The following is a 15,665-nucleotide window of genomic DNA, read 5'->3' as shown; positions in this document are numbered from 1 at the left end:
ATCCATGAATATTAACTTGATTATGATGCAAAGAATAACCGAAATGAAGGTCGTAGCACTGCGATTCTTACATTCTCAGCCTAGCTGGTGGCGCCGCTATAGTAAGCGTTGTATTGAGGACCAGATCACGGTCAACGCGGGCTATTTAGCGTATGTCACACTACTTTCGTTAGTCCCCTTAGTTGCGGTGGGTGTGGCAATTTTTTCGGCGTTTCCTGGATTTGAAGATACGCGTTTTGCTATTGAAAACTTTGTGTTTAATAACTTTGTGCCAACATCTACGGACACCATTAAAGAGCACATTAGTGCGTTTACTGGCAATGCGAATAAGATGACAGCTGTGGGGGTGAGCTTTTTGGCCGTTGTGGCTTTGTTACTTATTCGCAATGTTGACACCACACTCAACCGAATTTGGCGAGTGAAGCAAAAGCGCCCATTGATGATTTCGTTTGCGATTTACTGGATGGTGCTCACGCTTGGTCCTGTGCTATTAGGCGCGAGTATTGGTATGACATCTTATATCGTTTCTTTAGTGACATTTGCCGATCAAGGGATCCCGGGATTTAGTGGTGCACTGATTAAGATGTTGCCTTATTTAATTTCTATGGTTGGCTTCATTATGCTCTATACTTTAGTACCAAATACCAGTGTGTCATTTCGAGCCGCGGTTCCGGGTGCTTTGTTTGCAGCTTTGTTATTTGAGCTAACGAAAAAAGGCTTTGCATTATACATCAGCCATTTTCCCTCATACGAAGTTATCTATGGCGCGCTCGCGACAGTTCCTATTCTTTTTGTTTGGGTATATTTATCTTGGATAGTGGTGTTGTTAGGTGCGGAGTTTACCGTGTGCTTAACCCAAGATATGGAAGCCGCAGGATTAGATGCAAGCTCGGAGTTTGACCCACCAGACGCGCAGGGACTTTAGCTTTTACCAATAACGGTTAGCTTAAGACCCTTTAGGGGGAATTATGAGCTTATTGTATCGACATGGCGATGCATTGCGTCGCTTTCATCTCGCGGTGGGTGAAGGGCATCAATTGGGCATAGAGGAATATGGCTGCAGTGATGGCACACCGCTTATCATGCTGCATGGTGGCCCAGGTCAGGGCCATTCTCGTAATGTGCTCGGTTACTTCAATCCACAAAAATACCGTATCATACTGTTTAGTCAGCGAGGCTGTGGTAACTCAACGCCGACTGATTTTAGCAAGATAAATACCGCGAACCTGCTGAAAGATATTCATACCATTCGTGCGCATTTAGGACTGCAAAAGGTTGTACTCGTCGGAGAATCTTTCGGTGCCATGCTGGCACTTCTTTATGCTGAGCAACATCGTGAAAATGTCTTGGGGATGGTGTTGTGGTCGAGTTTTTTGGGCAATGAGGCGGATCTTCATTGGCTTTATGGTAGCCAAGGTGCCCCCGCACAAATTTATCCAGAGCAGTATCTTGCCTTTGCACAAGGTGCACAAACTGTGGAATCCTTACTAGACCATTATCATTCGGCACTCTTTGGCGAGGATGAGTTACTCAAAAGAAAAGCAGCACAGCGCTGGTGTGAGTGGGATAACCTGATCACAACAGATAGCGATACACAAGGTATTAGGCTCTGCAAAGCAGACAAACAGCTCAGTAAAGCACAGCATATGGTGCATTTTTTTAGTCATCAGTGCTTTATCAAAACACAACAAATTACAGCAGATGCACATCAGCTCAATCACTTACCTATCTGGTTTATTCACAGTCGGCATGATTTAATGTGTCGATACGCACCGGTTCATCAGCTAGCACAAAGCATTAAGGCGCAGTTACTGATTTTGAATGGGGTTGGGCATTGTAGTGCTAACCCCATTTACGCAGAAGCAATAAGGCGAGCGGCTGATCTATTGCTGTGCAAAATTCAGCATCATTAGCAGTCACAAGAGGTAGGTAGTGCAAGGATTAATTCAAAGAGTCAGCGAAGCAAAGGTAGAAGTAGAAGGTGAGATTGTAGGCCAAATCCGTCAGGGGATATTGTTACTTTTAGGCGTTGAAAAGTCGGATACCGAGCAAACGGCGGATAAGTTGCTGCATAAGGTAAGTAACTACCGTATTTTTACCGACGACAAGGGGAAAATGAATTTAAGTTTAAAAGACATTGAAGGCGAATTATTAGTTGTATCGCAATTCACCTTGGCGGCAGACACCAAAAAAGGCATGAGGCCAAGCTTTTCGAGCGCAGGAACACCTGAGCAAGCGAATACACTCTACCAATACTTTGTGGCTCAAGCCAAGGCTGCAGGGTTGAAAGTCGCGACGGGACAATTTGCCGCGGATATGAAGGTGAGTTTACTCAATGACGGCCCTGTGACTTTTAATTTTAATGTTGAGTAGTGATTTGACTAAAAGCTTAAGACCAACAAATGCTAGCGTTTAACTTCGATAATCATATTGGCGTAGTCCGGCACCTTTTCGATAAAGGGCTTTTTACCAAAGTTGGTAATTAGTAAGTGTTGAAGTTGCTTGAGCTGCGACTCATGCTCAGTTAAAAAGTTGATATACAGTCGGCCCCCATCATTAATAGCAGCTCTGAGCAGGCGATAAAACTGATGCTGAAACAAGAAGATGGGAGGCTCAAGTTCGCTAAATAAATCGAGCACAATCCAATCGTAGCGTTTGCCTTGTTGCAACGCTTTAAATACATCAACACAATTAACATCGCACAAAGGGTCGCCACCAAAATAGCGTTTGTAACAATGGATCACATCTGGGTTGTTATCTACAGTGGTTATGTGACAATTTGGATAAGTGGCATTGAGGTAATCACGGATTGCACCTGCGCCAAGACCCAGCTCCAGTACGCTGGTTGGCGGGGTGACTTGCTGCCAGCGACTCGCGAATGTTTTTAAATGAGGAAATAACAAGTGCTCCGGGTGGTTTAACTCCACAACGGATTGTAATGTGTTGTTTATCAGAAGCCATCTTAACGATTTCTCTTGTCGCACTTGGATGCTATTTCTGCCTTGTTTATGCCAATATAGCAAGTGTCCTAGCTGGTGGCTCCGGTCCACAAAATCGTTGCTGATAGTGCCTGAATGCGTGATAAATTCTCCCATGATAACATCAGCATAGACGAGGATTTTGTGAATGCCAGCTTGTCCACCAGTTTTTACACCAAAGGATAAGTGTTTTGGCGCATTTTATTCCCTACACTGAGCTTATCTTGTAGGGTGTATCCGTACTAGATTTAAAGTCGTTTAACAGGCTAATAACAAAACAGGAGTCAGTGATGTTTGAGGTAACTTCACCACAAAGCAGCGAAGATTGGCAAGCTTATTACCAGTTACGCTGGCAGGTGTTAAGAGCGCCATGGGATCAACCTCGTGGCAGCGAACAGGATGATTTAGAACAAGAAGCTGAACATCGCTACATTAAAAATAATGATGGTGAAGTGCTAGGCGTAGCTAGGCTCCATTTTAACAATCATAAGCAAGCACAAGTACGCTATATGGCCGTTGCAGAGGGGCATCGAGGTCATCATTTAGGTAGCCGTTTGCTTCATGAGCTGGAAGTTATTGCGTGGACGCAAAAAGCAGAAGAGCTGGTTTTGTACGCTCGTGAGCGTGCGTTATCATTTTACGAGCGCCATGGCTATCAAGTGGTTGAAAAGGCACACTTAGCCTATGGTGATGTGCAGCACTGGAAAATGGTAAAACAACGTCCTACGGAGCCGGGCTGGTTTAGGCAGCCAGATTGGACCCATGTATTACAAAATACTTGGCGGGAGTCTATTCCAATCAGTGATGCGATGGGGATTAAAGTAGAAAGTTATACAGACTGGCAGTTTTCCACTAAGGCTGACTTAAAAGCGAACCTTAACTTACACAACTCGATGTTTGCAGGCTCTATATATAGCATGGCGACGTTAACGGGTTGGGGAGCGACTTATTTAGCACTTAAGGAACTCGGGTTAGAGGGAGATATTGTGTTAGCTGATGCCAATATTAAATATCTAAAACCTTTAACCACTGCTCCAGCGGCAACGGTTACTATTGCGGACTGCGAAGGTGAATTACAAGCGCTAGAGACGGCAGGCAAAGCAAAATATGTGGTGCCAGTGAATGTTTATGATGGTGACATGTTAGTTGCTAAATTTGAGGGGCAGTTTGTGGTGATTAAACCGCAATAAGTAGAGAATTATTTTCAGCTTCCCAAATGAAAAAGCTCTGAGTGTTCAGAGCTTTTTTCGTATTTGAATGTGCTTAAAGAATATCAGTGAGCAGCACGCCAATACCGAGCCTTTGGGTATGTGTGTTGTAGTCTATTAAGCTTTCGCCGTAGCCGTTAAAGTATTGTGCATAACCACGCAGTCTTCCCCAAATTGGGAATGACCAGTCTAACTGAATTGCTCCACGATTATCGCTGCTTAAGTTATTGCGCCACATAAAGCCAAACTCATGTTCTTCATGACGATATACGCCACTAAACTCGAAGTTACCTAAATATTTGTCTATGTTTGGGTTGTCGTCTCCTCGCGGATCTAACGCATCATCTTTGTCATCTTCAGGTAAGCGATACCAAGGCTTAAAGCTGAATACAAAACCTCGGTTTTCCCAGATAAAATTCGCATAGATACGATTCCAAGAGCGGGAGTTTGGTTGACTGCGTCCGTTCGATTGGTGGGAAACCCCAAGTACAAAGGCCATCTCATCGCCCCACAGCACGTTTTCATCATCTAAAAAATTAATCCAAAAGATTTCTGGTTCATAGTTGGTTTCACGAAATGGCGAAGACACATCTTTGTTGTACAGCTGCCAATACGATTGCAGTGTAAAAGCAAAATAGATTGCCTGATCTTTATCCGAAAAGCTTTTATAAATAGGCGCTTTTAACGAGATTTGGTATTTGGCTTCAAAGTTGTCGATTGGCTCGCCGTCTTCATCGTCAATAGCTTTTAGACCGTCGAATGGTCTGCTGTTGACGTTGGTCATATAAGAAACTGGCAAAATATAGTTACGCTTATGTGGTGTTAATACGTTACGGTTTTTTTCTGTTACGCGTTCACGCGCCATGCGTTTATCTAATTGGCTTAGGGTTTTATCTGCATCAGCCTCGGCACACTCTGTACGGACTTGCTCAATGGTTTTATCTTTTTCTCCAGTCAATACTGCGTTTAGTACGCACTGTTTGACTAAATCGATTTCATCTTCCTGTTGGGCTTCTTGAGCGTAAAGTGGCAAGGTAAGCAAGGCTAAAGCCGGTATTGATAAGTGTGTAAGTTTCATCCTGTATGCGCCGAGAGTAAGTACAATTGATTACATTATTAACTAATGATAATGAAAGGGAAATGAATCTCGAAGGTCAAAAATGTCAGAAAGAAAAATAGGTACAAATAAAAAAGGTGGCGGCTATCGCCGCCATACCTTAGTAAGCGTTAAGCTAAATAAGTAGAGCTTATTTGCTTTGACTTACTCTCACGCAACTTAAGTACTCAAGTTAAAGCGTTTCAACTTGAGTAAAAAACTTATAAAGCTCAGTGCCTTGATTCACGCTAGCAGACGCAAAGTGCAAAATGGCGATGGCATCTTCGTCTAACTTGATCTCATTTAAGGGAGCTTCTGATAAATAGCGCTCCATTCTGAGAATTTTAGCAATGGTTTGACCCGCCTTAATATGTTCTCCAAGCTTTGCTGTATATTCCACCATACCACCCATTGGGGCATAAAAGGCGCGATAATTTTCTAGTCGACAGACGTAACGGGTGATGTCTTGCGGCATAAAGTGTGCATCTTGAAAGGCCTCTTTATGGTTCAGGTAGCTCAAAATGCTATTAGCGTCATTCAATGCTTCCGCTAAATCAATTTTTTCTTGAGAGCCAAGCTCAACCGTAAACGCTTCAGTTAATACTGGGATCTCTCGGCCTATAGCCTGATAGGCTTGCTGCAAGTTCCACCATGGACAAAAACTGGCTTCATCCATGGCTCCATCAAAGTCACTCGGAATAAGCAACACATGTGGAATATCAAAATATCGAGCGCTGTTTTTTGCATACTCAGGGCAATACAGGTGTTTTGCTGAAATTGGCCCCGTATGAAGGTCTAAAACAATGTCAGCCTCGTGAGCTAGACGCTGTAAATTCAAGGCGATGCGCTTACCTGTCGTCAACCTATCTAAGGGCCCATCAAGTAGTGTTTGGGTGCGCTCAACTAATCGTTGGCGAAATTGCTGAGCGATTTCTGTGATTGAAAGCGTCGGGTTTTGCTCCACAAACTCGGTAACCAACGCGGAATGGTTGATGTACATCCGATTCCAATTCGTGCCCGTAATTGGATCGAAACGACCTAAGGTAAACTCACCAGACTTCTGATTACAACCAATCGGGTTTGCGTAAGGCACTAGGGTGATGTCCGCTTTTAATGACAATTGCTTCAACTGTTCCAGCAGTTGATAAATCACTGCATTACCTTGCACCTCGGCGCCATGCATATTCGCTTGAATATACACCTTAGGCCCACTGCCATCGCCTTTGATGCGATAGACTGGAATAGTCAAAGGCAGACCATTGGCAATTTCACCAACCTGAATATGTTGTTGTGTAATGGTATTCATGTTTACCTCAAATAACTTGAAGCGGGCTCAGCTTCACGGACACAGCTGATTTCTCCAGCTGAGATGATGTACTCTGCTGGGAGCTCATGACATAAAAAGAACGGCATACTTTCGGTGTAGCCGTAGGCACCACATTGACTGAAAACAAGCCAATCGCCCTCGCTACTGTCGCTTGGTAAGTGTAGGGTGCCTAATTTATCCAGCGCCGTACAAAGTGGGCCATGAATATGAAAGTCTGTGACCTCAGCTTGAGACTGGCGTAACAATTCAGCTGGGAACGCTTGTCCGGTAACGGCTGGACGCAACAGATGGTTGACACCGCCTGCGACAATCAGTTGTTGTTCACCGTAGTTTTGCTTTTGTTCCACCACAGGGTTGAGATAAAAACCACATTCGCCAACCGCATAGCGGCCTAATTCCATCCATAATTCTTCCACTTGCGTGGCGGATTTTATCGATGCGAGCGTGTCTAATAATTTCTGCCAATCGAGAGAAGGACTTTGCCTATCATAGGGGATGCCAAGACCACCACCTAAGTCGAGTACCTTTAGAGTAATATCTAAATCAGCAGCGAGCTGAACTAAAGGTGCAACCATAGCCTGCCAAAGTTCAGCGAGTGTATCGCTACAGAGCATATTCCCCCACTGGAAAATATGCAGTCCGACAAAATCTAGGTGGGTGTAGTCACTTAAAGTTAGGGCTTGCCATTGCTCAGCACCGAGACCAAAAGGAGTCAGTGTATTGCCACCAAGTGGATTGTGCTCTGCTTTATCAAAGCGTAACTGCACCCGCAGTAAAACTTCAAATTGAAGCTCAAACTCTTCGGCTACTTGATTTAACCAGCGTACTTGATTGTGACTTTCAGCCACGAAAATACGTACGCCTTGTGTTGCAAAATGACGGATCTGCTTAAGTGATTTGGCAGGGCCGGTGTTGAGCACGCGCTCAGGTGCGATCCCTTGAGATAACACCTGATCAAGCTCGCCGCTAGATGCCACATCAAAGTTAAACCCAGCGTCATCTAGGGTTTGAATGATATGTGATAGCGGATTCGCTTTTACGGCATACCAAAGCCTAACGATTTGCTGATCAACTAAGGGCTTAACATGCGCACTTAGCTTATCTAAATCGTAGCAAAAGAGAGGCGTGTCCTGTTGCTGGATCAATGCCTCAGCTGCGGTTCGCTGTGACGTGCTCAACCAAGTCATTAGCGTAAAACCTCTTCCAGCGCCAGTGATGCATCACTTTGTTCATCACGGTATTTTACGATAAGTGCGCATGACATACTTAGTTCTTGCTTTCGTGCCCACTCACTTGAGGCTGGACGGGAGCCCGGGATCACTATCGCGTTTTCAGGGATGGCTTCACCTTTGTCAAGTAAGCGCTCGTTCACGCAGTCATAGACAGGAATACTTGCTGAAAGGCGCACACCCGGTGCTAATACGGCACCGCGTTTAACAACAACTCCTTCAACCAATACACAGCCGGCACCAATAAAGGCATCGTCTTCAACAACAACAGGGCTTGCTCCAACTGGTTCTAATACACCACCCACTTGCACCGCTGCGCTAAGGTGGACATTTTTACCAATTTGCGCGCAAGAACCAACCAACGCATGACTATCTACCATAGTACCTGAATCAATATAGGCACCAATGTTGACATAAGCCGGTGGCATAATGATTGTGCCCGCTGCGACGTAAGCGCCACGTCTTACACTGCTTCCGCCAGGAACCATACGAACGCCATCTTGGGCAGCAAATCCGCGTGGTGCTAAGTTATCCTTATCAACAAATCCACCTGGGAATTCCGTATTTACGCCATTTCTAAATGCCTCAAGGATCCCTTGTTTGACTTCTACGTTAGCATGCCAATGGCCTTGCTCATCCTGTGTTGCAGCACGTACTGTGCCATTTTCTAAATCGTTTAGTAGAGTTAACCAGCTCATATTTACTGCCTTAGTTCCAAGATAAAATCGTTTCGTTCGCGCGAGTGATCGCATCGGTATGGGTGAGTTCTAAATGTGTCAGTGGCGGGCGCAAGTTAGGACTTGTGAGCTTGCCCTGTAAATGCATTAACACTTTGACCGGAATAGGATTTGCCACTGCAAATAAGCTATTTGCAGCTTCTGACCAGATGGTAAATAAATTAGGAGAAGTGCCGCTTAACGAGCGCCTTACAAATTCCGCGGTTTGCTGCGGCCATGCGTTTGCTGCGACAGACACTAGACCCGTTGCACCAGCTTGTGCAAAGTAGGGCATTAAGCCATCTTCGCCGCTATAGATTGCGACATCAGGCGCTGCCTGACGAAATGCTTCAAAGGTGGCAATATCACCACTGGCTTCTTTTAGTGCCCACAGATTAGGGTGGCAAGCTAGCTCGCCGAGTAGTTCAGGAGCGATAGCAACGGCACTGCGACCAGGTACGTTGTAGAGCATGCAAGGATTGTGACTTTCATCAAGTAGTGTGCTAAACCAATGTGCCAGACCGACTTTGCCGGGCTTTGCGTAGATTGGTGAGCCAAGCAAAAGTGCATGAATGGGCTGCGTATTACAGAAGCGCACCCACTGTACCTGCTGCTCAAGATTACTGCCGCCAACGGCAATCATGAGTGGTACGCTTGGCGCGAGCTGGCAAACAAACTCAACGATTTGTTGCTGCTCTTGCTGGGTGAGCGCCAAGCCTTCGCCGGTACTGCCAAGTAAAAGAATGCCGTTACGAGCCCGCTCTTGATCGCGTACAAGCGCCGTTAACACGTGAAAATCAACCTGATTTTCAGCATCAAAAGGTGTTACTAAGGCCGTCCACAGTGGATAGTCAGATAAGTTGAATTGTGATTTCATCTCTACCGAACTTAAATCATGTTCGGAGTTAGGAGGGTGTCCAAACTTCGAACCGTTAAAATTCGAAGAGCAATGGACTTAAAAAGGATAAGGCAGCCAATGGCCTTATTTTTCTAAGACCAGAAGCTCTCCACCAAGTATGTTGGTGACAGTCGCTGGGATTCAGCCCAGTCGCCCGAAACGAGTATTAGCAAAAAGTACTCAATTTCTCGGCGTGTATTCCCCTCACTAAGCTGCAACGGAGTTTGCTCTCCTTCACTTAGTTACCTGAATAACGCACCTCTTCCAGCCCTCAGTTTGACGCCGTAGCATCAAACTATCTAAATAGGGTGAGCGCGCATTGAAACATTTTGGCCGTCTAGGTGTCAAGTATTGGGCTGTAAATAATGCGATTGTTAACTACACTTAAGATTGCGGCTGAGACAACGCTATGAGATGAAAAACAAAAATATGTCGTTAATAAATAAAGTTAAAAATCGTTATATCGGGGCATTATTAGCTATGGCTATTTTGTTATCGATGGCGATGGGGGTAATGCAGTATCTACTGTATCAACAGAGCCAAGACGCACGGGTAATTAATATTGCAGGTATGCAGCGGATGTTGTCTCAGCGTATCGCACTTTTTAGTGCACAAGAGGATAAAAGAGATAGTGAAGCACTGCGCCAAGCGATTGACAAATTTGAGAGTAATCATGACTTTTTAACCAAAATAGAGCGTGGTGAGGCGGTTTATTTAAATGAAGCCCTCGAAGTATTTTACTATCAAGGACCTGTGCAGTTAGATGTTCAGAGTAAAGCTTTTATTACCTTGGCAAGGTCACAATTACAGCAACCAGCTCCTCAATTAGTGGCGCAAATTTTTATCGCATCTCAGCACTTACTTCCAAATCTTGATAATGCCGTTACACTGTTCGAGCAGCACGCGCGAAGTAAAACAGAGATGGTGAGGAAAATAGAGCTGTTAATTTGGCTGCTTGGACTGTTGCTATTGCTTATCGAAGCCAAGTTTATATTTCGCCCAATGGCGCGAGAAATAGCTGAAGCACTTGACAAATTAGAGGCGGCAAGAAAGCTTGCCGACGATGCATTACACTCAAAATCACGATTTTTAGCGCGTGTCAGTCACGAGCTAAGAACGCCATTGCAGGCCATTCAGGGGTATCTGGATGAATACCTAAATAATAAAGATTCTCAGCAATTACAACATGTGAAAAATGCAGCAAATCAATTGGACGTATTACTTTATTCCGTTCAAGACTTTAATAACCTTTCCGAGCAAGAGGTTGTAATTGAGCGCCATCGGGTCGCGTTGCGCGCACTAATAAAGTCAGCCTGTATTGCCTTTCAATTAACCGCACACAAGAAATCTCTCGCTTTTAATCTGGCGTTAAGTAACGAGTTAGATGTGACTTGTTACTGTGACGGTAAGCGTGTTAGTTGGTTAATCAGTGAATTGGTCAATAATGCAACTAAGTTTACCGAATATGGCAGTATTCAGGTGTTTGCAGATCTCATTGTGGATGAAAATGTGTCATTTTTAGAGTTTGTAGTTGAAGATACTGGACCTGGGTTTGACTATCAGCTGTTACGAGAATCTATGCATAGCGAGCACTTTCAAGGCACGCAATTAGGGCTTAAGCGTTGCCAATTACTTTCATCAGCGCTTGGCGGCCGATTAGATTTTATTGCGAAAGAGCCTGCTGGCACGAGAGCAACTCTGAGAGTCCCCATTGAAATTGACAGTCAACAAGCACCTGCTCGTAAGGCGGAGCAGGTGTCAGCTCATATTTTATTGGTGGAAGATAATTTACTAAATGCTCGCGTGATTGAAAAAATGCTTCAGCCCGTAGCTAAACGAGTAACGCATGTTGAACACGGTGGGCATGCCCTTGAAGTATATGAAGTGGGTAAGTTCGATATTGTGCTAATGGATTTAAATATGCCAGTAATGAGTGGCTTTGAAGCCACTCAGCGTATAAGAGCGCTAGATCCAATCGTTCCTATTCTGGTTGTTACAGCAAATACTAATGTAGAGGATTTGGATAAAATTTATGCACTTGGGGCAACGGCTCATTTGTATAAGCCGTTGCAGCCTGATGTGCTGCATAACAAAGTGACGTTGTTATTGGACGAGTGTGGAGACTTAGTCTCGTCTTAACCGGATATTTCCTACACCGACTTCTGCATCGATAGAATACGGACCCTGACCACGATAGTCTGTTGTTGAACCAATCATACTTTTTTCGGAGGTTTCTACGTTGCCAAAACCTGACATTTTCGTTTTACCAACACCTGAATCTAACGACACCTTTTTGAAGTCGCTGGCGGTAGTCTCAATCTTTATTTTCCCTACGCCTACCTCTAAATCAGCAGAATTATTAAGATCTTGAATATCAATTCTGCCAACACCAACCTCTACATCTAAGGCCAGACTGACCGGTACCTTAACTTGCCAAGATAGTTCGTAATCATCAGACTTGATCTCGAGTGATAATTTGTCCCCAGATGTGTCGCTGGTCAGGGTGGCCTCACTCACATCTGGTTTACCAAACCAACTGTCTGATTCTTTCGGTTCAACCAAAATGTCGACCTCTATGGTGTTGCCATTGTAGGTTTGTAGGTCGATTTTGCCCACGGCAATATCCACTTCCAACTCGGCTAGGTTATTACTTGGAAATGAGGCTGTAATGGTTTTTGACTCTTGTGCTTGTGCAGTGATTGCCACAGCAGTTAATGCTACAACTAACGCTAATTTTTTCATTATTTTTTACCTTCAACGAGAGTGTTTGAAAGGTAAGTCGCAAATAACAATGAAAAGGTTTAAAAAGATTTTTATTTTTTAGGGCGTGTTGATGGAAGTACCTGTTTTCCACGCCCATAAAGTAAACTACTTACCTTTTGGTAAGTTAGTGCTGAGCGTTATAGCCGGGTGACTGAGTAGCCATTATTTTTAAGCTGCTCAACAAGGCCATATTTTTCAACGAGATGTAATGCACCAACGGCAATAAATGTTGATTCATTAGGGAGTTGTTTTTTTAGCATTTCGATCCAGTTATTGTTGCGCTCAATGATCATCAATTGTTCAGCTAATTTGCCGTACTTATCATCCGCAAAGCTTACCTGATAGTAATGGGATAACTTTTCTAAATCGCCGCTTCGCCATGCGGAAACTAAATCCAAGAAGTAGGTATTCAAATCTGACATCTGTGCAAATGTTTCCTTGAGCATAGCGTCACTATGAATACTCAGCTGACTGAACATTTCAAGCTGATATTCTAAGGTTTCAAATTCACCAATTGGGATCTTCTTTTCGTTTGCATAGGCTATTACTTGTTTATCGATGCCATTGGTATCGGTAAATCCAAGTTTTTGATATTCCAGTTGTAGCATAGTTATCATAACAGCCCATGGCTTGTAGCGTTCAAATAAGGCGATATCTATTTGCTTTTTGGAAAAGTAATCTTGTAGTTTCTGATAGACTTCTGCAGAGAGTTGGTCTTTTAGTGTTTGGTTGCTTTTTAACAACATAAATGGCATTGAGCGCTGTTGGATTGCAAATGGAGAAAGTGCCTCTAAGTTCACTTCAACCATGACCCTATCACTGCTCGCAATGGCGCTTTTTACCTTGGTCGGTAAACCTTGCATATGTTTGTCACCGACGTGCACGGTACCAAATAAGTACGACGTTTTGTTGTTTTTTTCTATTTTCCATAGGCCAACTTCTGCGTTGGCGAGATTACTGAAAAAGCTTAAGCAAAGATAAACAAATAACAATGGTGAAAATACTTTAACCATAGTAATGATCCAAATTGGTTGTAAAGGGTCAGTCTGCGATATCGAAATGTGAATGTCACTAAAAAATGAAGTACGTGTAGGCGGTAGAAAAAATTTCATATAGGCAAATCGAGAAAGTAAATTTTTCGTTATATCGAAGCTGAACCAATAGAAAATTCGCATTTTAAAATGTGTGGTTGTTTTGATTCTATAAATTGTGGTTATTTGGTTTTTTTATGCGTTAAACTCAGGTTTTTAATTTTAAATAGCATAGTTTTTTGTATTGACTTAAGTGTGCAAGGCGCGGTATTAATAGAAAAAGAGGCAGCGCAGTACTTACACTGGATGATTGCCAAGTTTAAATTTACGGAATTCAAGCAATGTTACTAACAGCAACTCTACTAGTCGTGATTATCAACGTGGTGATTATTATTACCGCGGGGGCTAGTTAGTGCTGTAAGAAAAGTATCAGCATAAGCGCCCCCCGCACCAAAAGGTTCGGGGGGCGTTTTCGTTTTAGGGCATAAAAAAGGCAACTGAGAGCAGATCATGAGCAATTCAACAACCGGCGCACAACTTGTTATCAAGGTGCTAGAAGAGCAAGGCGTTAAACACGTATTTGGTTATCCTGGTGGTGCCATCATGCCCATTTATGACGCTTTGTATGGCGCGCCAGTTAAGCACTACTTGACTCGCCATGAGCAAGGTGCTGGTTTTGCTGCTGTTGGGTATGCTCGCAGTACAGGTAAGCTTGGGGTTTGTTTTGCCACATCTGGACCTGGCGCTACAAATCTTATCACCGCACTTGCTGATGCCATGATGGATTCAGTTCCGCTACTGGCTATCACTGGGCAAGTGCCGACCGCTGCTATCGGTTCGGATGCCTTTCAAGAGGTGGATGTACTGGGCATGTCTTTGTCGTGTACAAAGCACAGCTACATGGTTGAGCGAGCGGAAGACTTGGCTGAAGTATTACAAGAAGCCATGTACTTAGCGCAGTCTGGGCGACCCGGTCCGGTGTTGGTCGATATTCCTAAAGATATCCAGTTAGCTAAAGTACCTTTTCATCCTTTTGCTGCGCCACAAGACGAACAGCCGAAGGTTTCGCAAACTGAAGTAGCAAAAGCCAATCAACTATTATGTGACGCTAAACGACCGGTTGCTTACATTGGCGGTGGCGTGCAAAGCGCTGATGCACAGTCACAGCTGATGCAATTTTTAGAAAAAACCCATATGCCGGCCGTATCGACGCTAAAAGCTTTGGGCAGCGTAACGCCAGATTATGATTATGACTTAGGAATGCTAGGTATGCACGGTACTCAAGCGGCGAACCTGGCGGTTCAGCAATGTGACTTGTTGGTATGTATCGGGGCGCGATTTGATGACCGTGTAACGGGGAATTTGGCAAAGTTTGCTGCAGGGGCAAAGGTGATCCATTTAGATATCGACCCTGCAGAAGTGGGTAAACGAAAACCCGCAGCCGCTTCGCTTATTGCAGACTTAAAACAGTCATTGCCGCAACTTGAGTGCGTGGTTACGAATAGCGAATGGCTAGAGACCATCGAAGCACTGCAACGTCAACATGCGTGGCGTTATGACTACCCTGGCGAAAAAGTATTTGCACCGTATTTGTTAAATCAACTGAGCCAAAAGCTACCCAATACAGCGGTAGTTTGCTGCGATGTAGGCCAACATCAAATGTGGGTAGCGCAGCACATGAAATTCAGTCATCCAAGCAATCACTTAAGTAGTGGTGGTGCAGGCACGATGGGATTTGGCTTACCAGCTGCAATCGGTGCACAGATAGCACGTCCAGATAACACTGTGATCACGGTATCTGGCGATGGCTCCATCATGATGAATATTCAAGAGTTGGCAACCATCCGCCGTAATAACCTGCCCGTTAAGATATTGATATTAGACAACCAAAGGCTGGGCATGGTGAGGCAGTGGCAGCAACTCTTTTTTGACGGTCGTTACAGTGAAACCGACCTATCAGACAATCCTGATTTTGTCTCATTGGCTGCCGTGTTCGGTATTCCTGGACAGACAATTACTCATGCAAACCAAGTAGATGATGCCGTTGACGCCATAGTGAATGCGCAAGGGCCCTATATTTTACATGCTTGTATCGACGATAAAGAAAACGTATGGCCGCTTGTTCCACCTGGTGCTGCCAATGATGAAATGATGACGGAGAGCCTTTCATGAAACACCATTTAACCGTTGCAGTAAAACAACAGAGCATCGCAGTGGAGCGCTTTTTACGCGTAGCCAGACATCGCGGATTTCGCTTAACGAATTTGGAATTACAAGGTCAAGATGACTTATTCCACGTCAAAATGACGGTAGATAGTGACAAACCTATCTATTTATTAACCTCACAACTGAGTAAGCTAGTAGAAGTGCAAGCGGTTGACTTGCATACACTACAGAAACAGGCAATTTAGAAGAATTA

Annotated in this window: 15 protein-coding genes and 1 riboswitch; of the genes, 7 read left to right on the top strand and 8 right to left on the bottom strand. The window is 44.2% G+C overall.

Annotation, left to right across the window (positions count from 1 at the left end; translation table 11 throughout):
• Positions 1–43: 43 nt before the first annotated feature.
• Genes DRB05_RS04550 through dtd form a run of 3 tightly spaced genes read left to right on the top strand, consistent with a single transcriptional unit; the run spans position 44 to position 2,373 of the window.
• Positions 44–925, top strand: coding sequence for a virulence factor BrkB family protein (locus DRB05_RS04550; protein ID WP_102057833.1), 882 nt, complete (start codon positions 44–46; stop codon positions 923–925).
• A gap of 43 nt (positions 926–968) precedes the next feature.
• Positions 969–1,913, top strand: coding sequence for an alpha/beta fold hydrolase (locus DRB05_RS04545; RefSeq protein ID WP_128725878.1), 945 nt, complete (start codon positions 969–971; stop codon positions 1,911–1,913).
• A gap of 19 nt (positions 1,914–1,932) precedes the next feature.
• Positions 1,933–2,373, top strand: a complete 441-nt coding sequence (dtd, locus tag DRB05_RS04540) for a D-aminoacyl-tRNA deacylase (RefSeq protein ID WP_128725877.1) — start codon at positions 1,933–1,935, stop codon at positions 2,371–2,373.
• A gap of 32 nt (positions 2,374–2,405) precedes the next feature.
• On the opposite strand, the gene DRB05_RS04535 is transcribed toward dtd, so the two are convergent.
• Positions 2,406–3,095, bottom strand: coding sequence for an SAM-dependent methyltransferase (locus DRB05_RS04535; RefSeq protein WP_128725876.1), 690 nt, complete (start codon positions 3,093–3,095; stop codon positions 2,406–2,408).
• Positions 3,096–3,268: 173 nt separating this feature from the next.
• Between DRB05_RS04535 and DRB05_RS04530 the strand changes: the two genes are divergently transcribed.
• Positions 3,269–4,168, top strand: a complete 900-nt coding sequence (locus DRB05_RS04530) for a bifunctional GNAT family N-acetyltransferase/hotdog fold thioesterase (protein WP_010607756.1) — start codon at positions 3,269–3,271, stop codon at positions 4,166–4,168.
• Positions 4,169–4,241: 73 nt separating this feature from the next.
• Here the strand turns inward: DRB05_RS04530 and DRB05_RS04525 are convergent, their stop codons facing one another.
• The 5 genes from DRB05_RS04525 to dapA all read right to left on the bottom strand — a co-directional run bounded on the left by DRB05_RS04525 (position 4,242) and on the right by dapA (position 9,431).
• Entirely contained in the window at positions 4,242–5,264 is a 1,023-nt protein-coding gene (locus tag DRB05_RS04525) for a phospholipase A (RefSeq protein WP_128725875.1), read from the bottom strand.
• A gap of 211 nt (positions 5,265–5,475) precedes the next feature.
• A complete protein-coding gene (locus DRB05_RS04520) occupies positions 5,476–6,588 on the bottom strand; it encodes a M14 family metallopeptidase (RefSeq protein WP_128725874.1) in 1,113 nt (370 codons plus the stop codon).
• 2 nt (positions 6,589–6,590) lie between these two features.
• The gene (locus tag DRB05_RS04515) at positions 6,591–7,796 is read right to left on the bottom strand and encodes a PLP-dependent decarboxylase (protein WP_128725873.1); all 1,206 of its coding nucleotides are present in this window, start codon (positions 7,794–7,796) and stop codon (positions 6,591–6,593) included.
• On the bottom strand, positions 7,796–8,536 hold the full coding sequence (locus DRB05_RS04510) for a 2,3,4,5-tetrahydropyridine-2,6-dicarboxylate N-succinyltransferase (RefSeq protein ID WP_128725872.1): 741 nt from the start codon (positions 8,534–8,536) through the stop codon (positions 7,796–7,798). Before DRB05_RS04510 ends, DRB05_RS04515 begins: the two co-directional genes overlap by 1 nt.
• Before the next feature lie 10 nt (positions 8,537–8,546).
• A complete protein-coding gene (gene dapA / locus DRB05_RS04505; protein ID WP_128725871.1) occupies positions 8,547–9,431 on the bottom strand; it encodes a 4-hydroxy-tetrahydrodipicolinate synthase in 885 nt (294 codons plus the stop codon).
• Positions 9,432–9,546: 115 nt separating this feature from the next.
• Positions 9,547–9,724: riboswitch (Lysine riboswitch) on the bottom strand.
• Positions 9,725–9,881: 157 nt separating this feature from the next.
• Between dapA and DRB05_RS04500 the strand changes: the two genes are divergently transcribed.
• Positions 9,882–11,591, top strand: a complete 1,710-nt coding sequence (locus DRB05_RS04500) for a response regulator (RefSeq protein ID WP_240036201.1) — start codon at positions 9,882–9,884, stop codon at positions 11,589–11,591.
• Here DRB05_RS04500 and DRB05_RS04495 read toward each other — a convergent pair.
• Positions 11,577–12,194 (bottom strand): hypothetical protein, encoded by a 618-nt coding sequence (locus DRB05_RS04495; RefSeq protein WP_128725869.1) that lies wholly within the window; start codon positions 12,192–12,194, stop codon positions 11,577–11,579. The genes DRB05_RS04500 and DRB05_RS04495 overlap by 15 nt on opposite strands.
• 158 nt (positions 12,195–12,352) lie before the next feature.
• Positions 12,353–13,228, bottom strand: coding sequence for a TraB/GumN family protein (locus tag DRB05_RS04490; protein ID WP_128725868.1), 876 nt, complete (start codon positions 13,226–13,228; stop codon positions 12,353–12,355).
• A gap of 528 nt (positions 13,229–13,756) precedes the next feature.
• Here DRB05_RS04490 and ilvG point away from each other — a divergent pair.
• Together ilvG and ilvM are read left to right on the top strand one after the other, a co-directional pair.
• Complete coding sequence (gene ilvG, locus DRB05_RS04480) at positions 13,757–15,418, top strand: acetolactate synthase 2 catalytic subunit (RefSeq protein ID WP_128725867.1); 1,662 nt, start codon at positions 13,757–13,759, stop codon at positions 15,416–15,418.
• A complete protein-coding gene (gene ilvM, locus DRB05_RS04475; protein ID WP_010376329.1) occupies positions 15,415–15,657 on the top strand; it encodes an acetolactate synthase 2 small subunit in 243 nt (80 codons plus the stop codon). The genes ilvG and ilvM overlap by 4 nt, the downstream gene beginning before the upstream one ends.
• The last annotated feature ends 8 nt before the right edge of the window (positions 15,658–15,665 follow it).

It is taken from the genome of Pseudoalteromonas sp. A757, assembly GCF_004103285.1.
GTDB classification, from domain to species: domain Bacteria; phylum Pseudomonadota; class Gammaproteobacteria; order Enterobacterales; family Alteromonadaceae; genus Pseudoalteromonas; species Pseudoalteromonas galatheae.
The sequence above is the reverse complement of the archived record's forward strand: the minus strand, read 5'-3'. Positions and strand labels throughout refer to the sequence as shown.

What these genes read in the sequence shown, in the direction of transcription:
- DRB05_RS04550 (WP_102057833.1), top strand. Translation starts at nt 44, where the DNA reads ATGAAGGTCGTAGCACTGCGATTCTTACATTCTCAGCCTAGCTGGTGG.
- DRB05_RS04545 (WP_128725878.1), top strand. Translation starts at nt 969, where the DNA reads ATGAGCTTATTGTATCGACATGGCGATGCATTGCGTCGCTTTCATCTC.
- DRB05_RS04535 (WP_128725876.1), bottom strand. Translation starts at nt 3,095, where the DNA reads ATGGGAGAATTTATCACGCATTCAGGCACTATCAGCAACGATTTTGTG.
- DRB05_RS04530 (WP_010607756.1), top strand. Translation starts at nt 3,269, where the DNA reads ATGTTTGAGGTAACTTCACCACAAAGCAGCGAAGATTGGCAAGCTTAT.
- DRB05_RS04525 (WP_128725875.1), bottom strand. Translation starts at nt 5,264, where the DNA reads ATGAAACTTACACACTTATCAATACCGGCTTTAGCCTTGCTTACCTTG.
- DRB05_RS04520 (WP_128725874.1), bottom strand. Translation starts at nt 6,588, where the DNA reads ATGAATACCATTACACAACAACATATTCAGGTTGGTGAAATTGCCAAT.
- DRB05_RS04515 (WP_128725873.1), bottom strand. Translation starts at nt 7,796, where the DNA reads ATGACTTGGTTGAGCACGTCACAGCGAACCGCAGCTGAGGCATTGATC.
- DRB05_RS04510 (WP_128725872.1), bottom strand. Translation starts at nt 8,536, where the DNA reads ATGAGCTGGTTAACTCTACTAAACGATTTAGAAAATGGCACAGTACGT.
- dapA (WP_128725871.1), bottom strand. Translation starts at nt 9,431, where the DNA reads ATGAAATCACAATTCAACTTATCTGACTATCCACTGTGGACGGCCTTA.
- DRB05_RS04500 (WP_240036201.1), top strand. Translation starts at nt 9,882, where the DNA reads ATGTCGTTAATAAATAAAGTTAAAAATCGTTATATCGGGGCATTATTA.
- DRB05_RS04495 (WP_128725869.1), bottom strand. Translation starts at nt 12,194, where the DNA reads ATGAAAAAATTAGCGTTAGTTGTAGCATTAACTGCTGTGGCAATCACT.
- DRB05_RS04490 (WP_128725868.1), bottom strand. Translation starts at nt 13,228, where the DNA reads ATGGTTAAAGTATTTTCACCATTGTTATTTGTTTATCTTTGCTTAAGC.
- ilvG (WP_128725867.1), top strand. Translation starts at nt 13,757, where the DNA reads ATGAGCAATTCAACAACCGGCGCACAACTTGTTATCAAGGTGCTAGAA.
- ilvM (WP_010376329.1), top strand. Translation starts at nt 15,415, where the DNA reads ATGAAACACCATTTAACCGTTGCAGTAAAACAACAGAGCATCGCAGTG.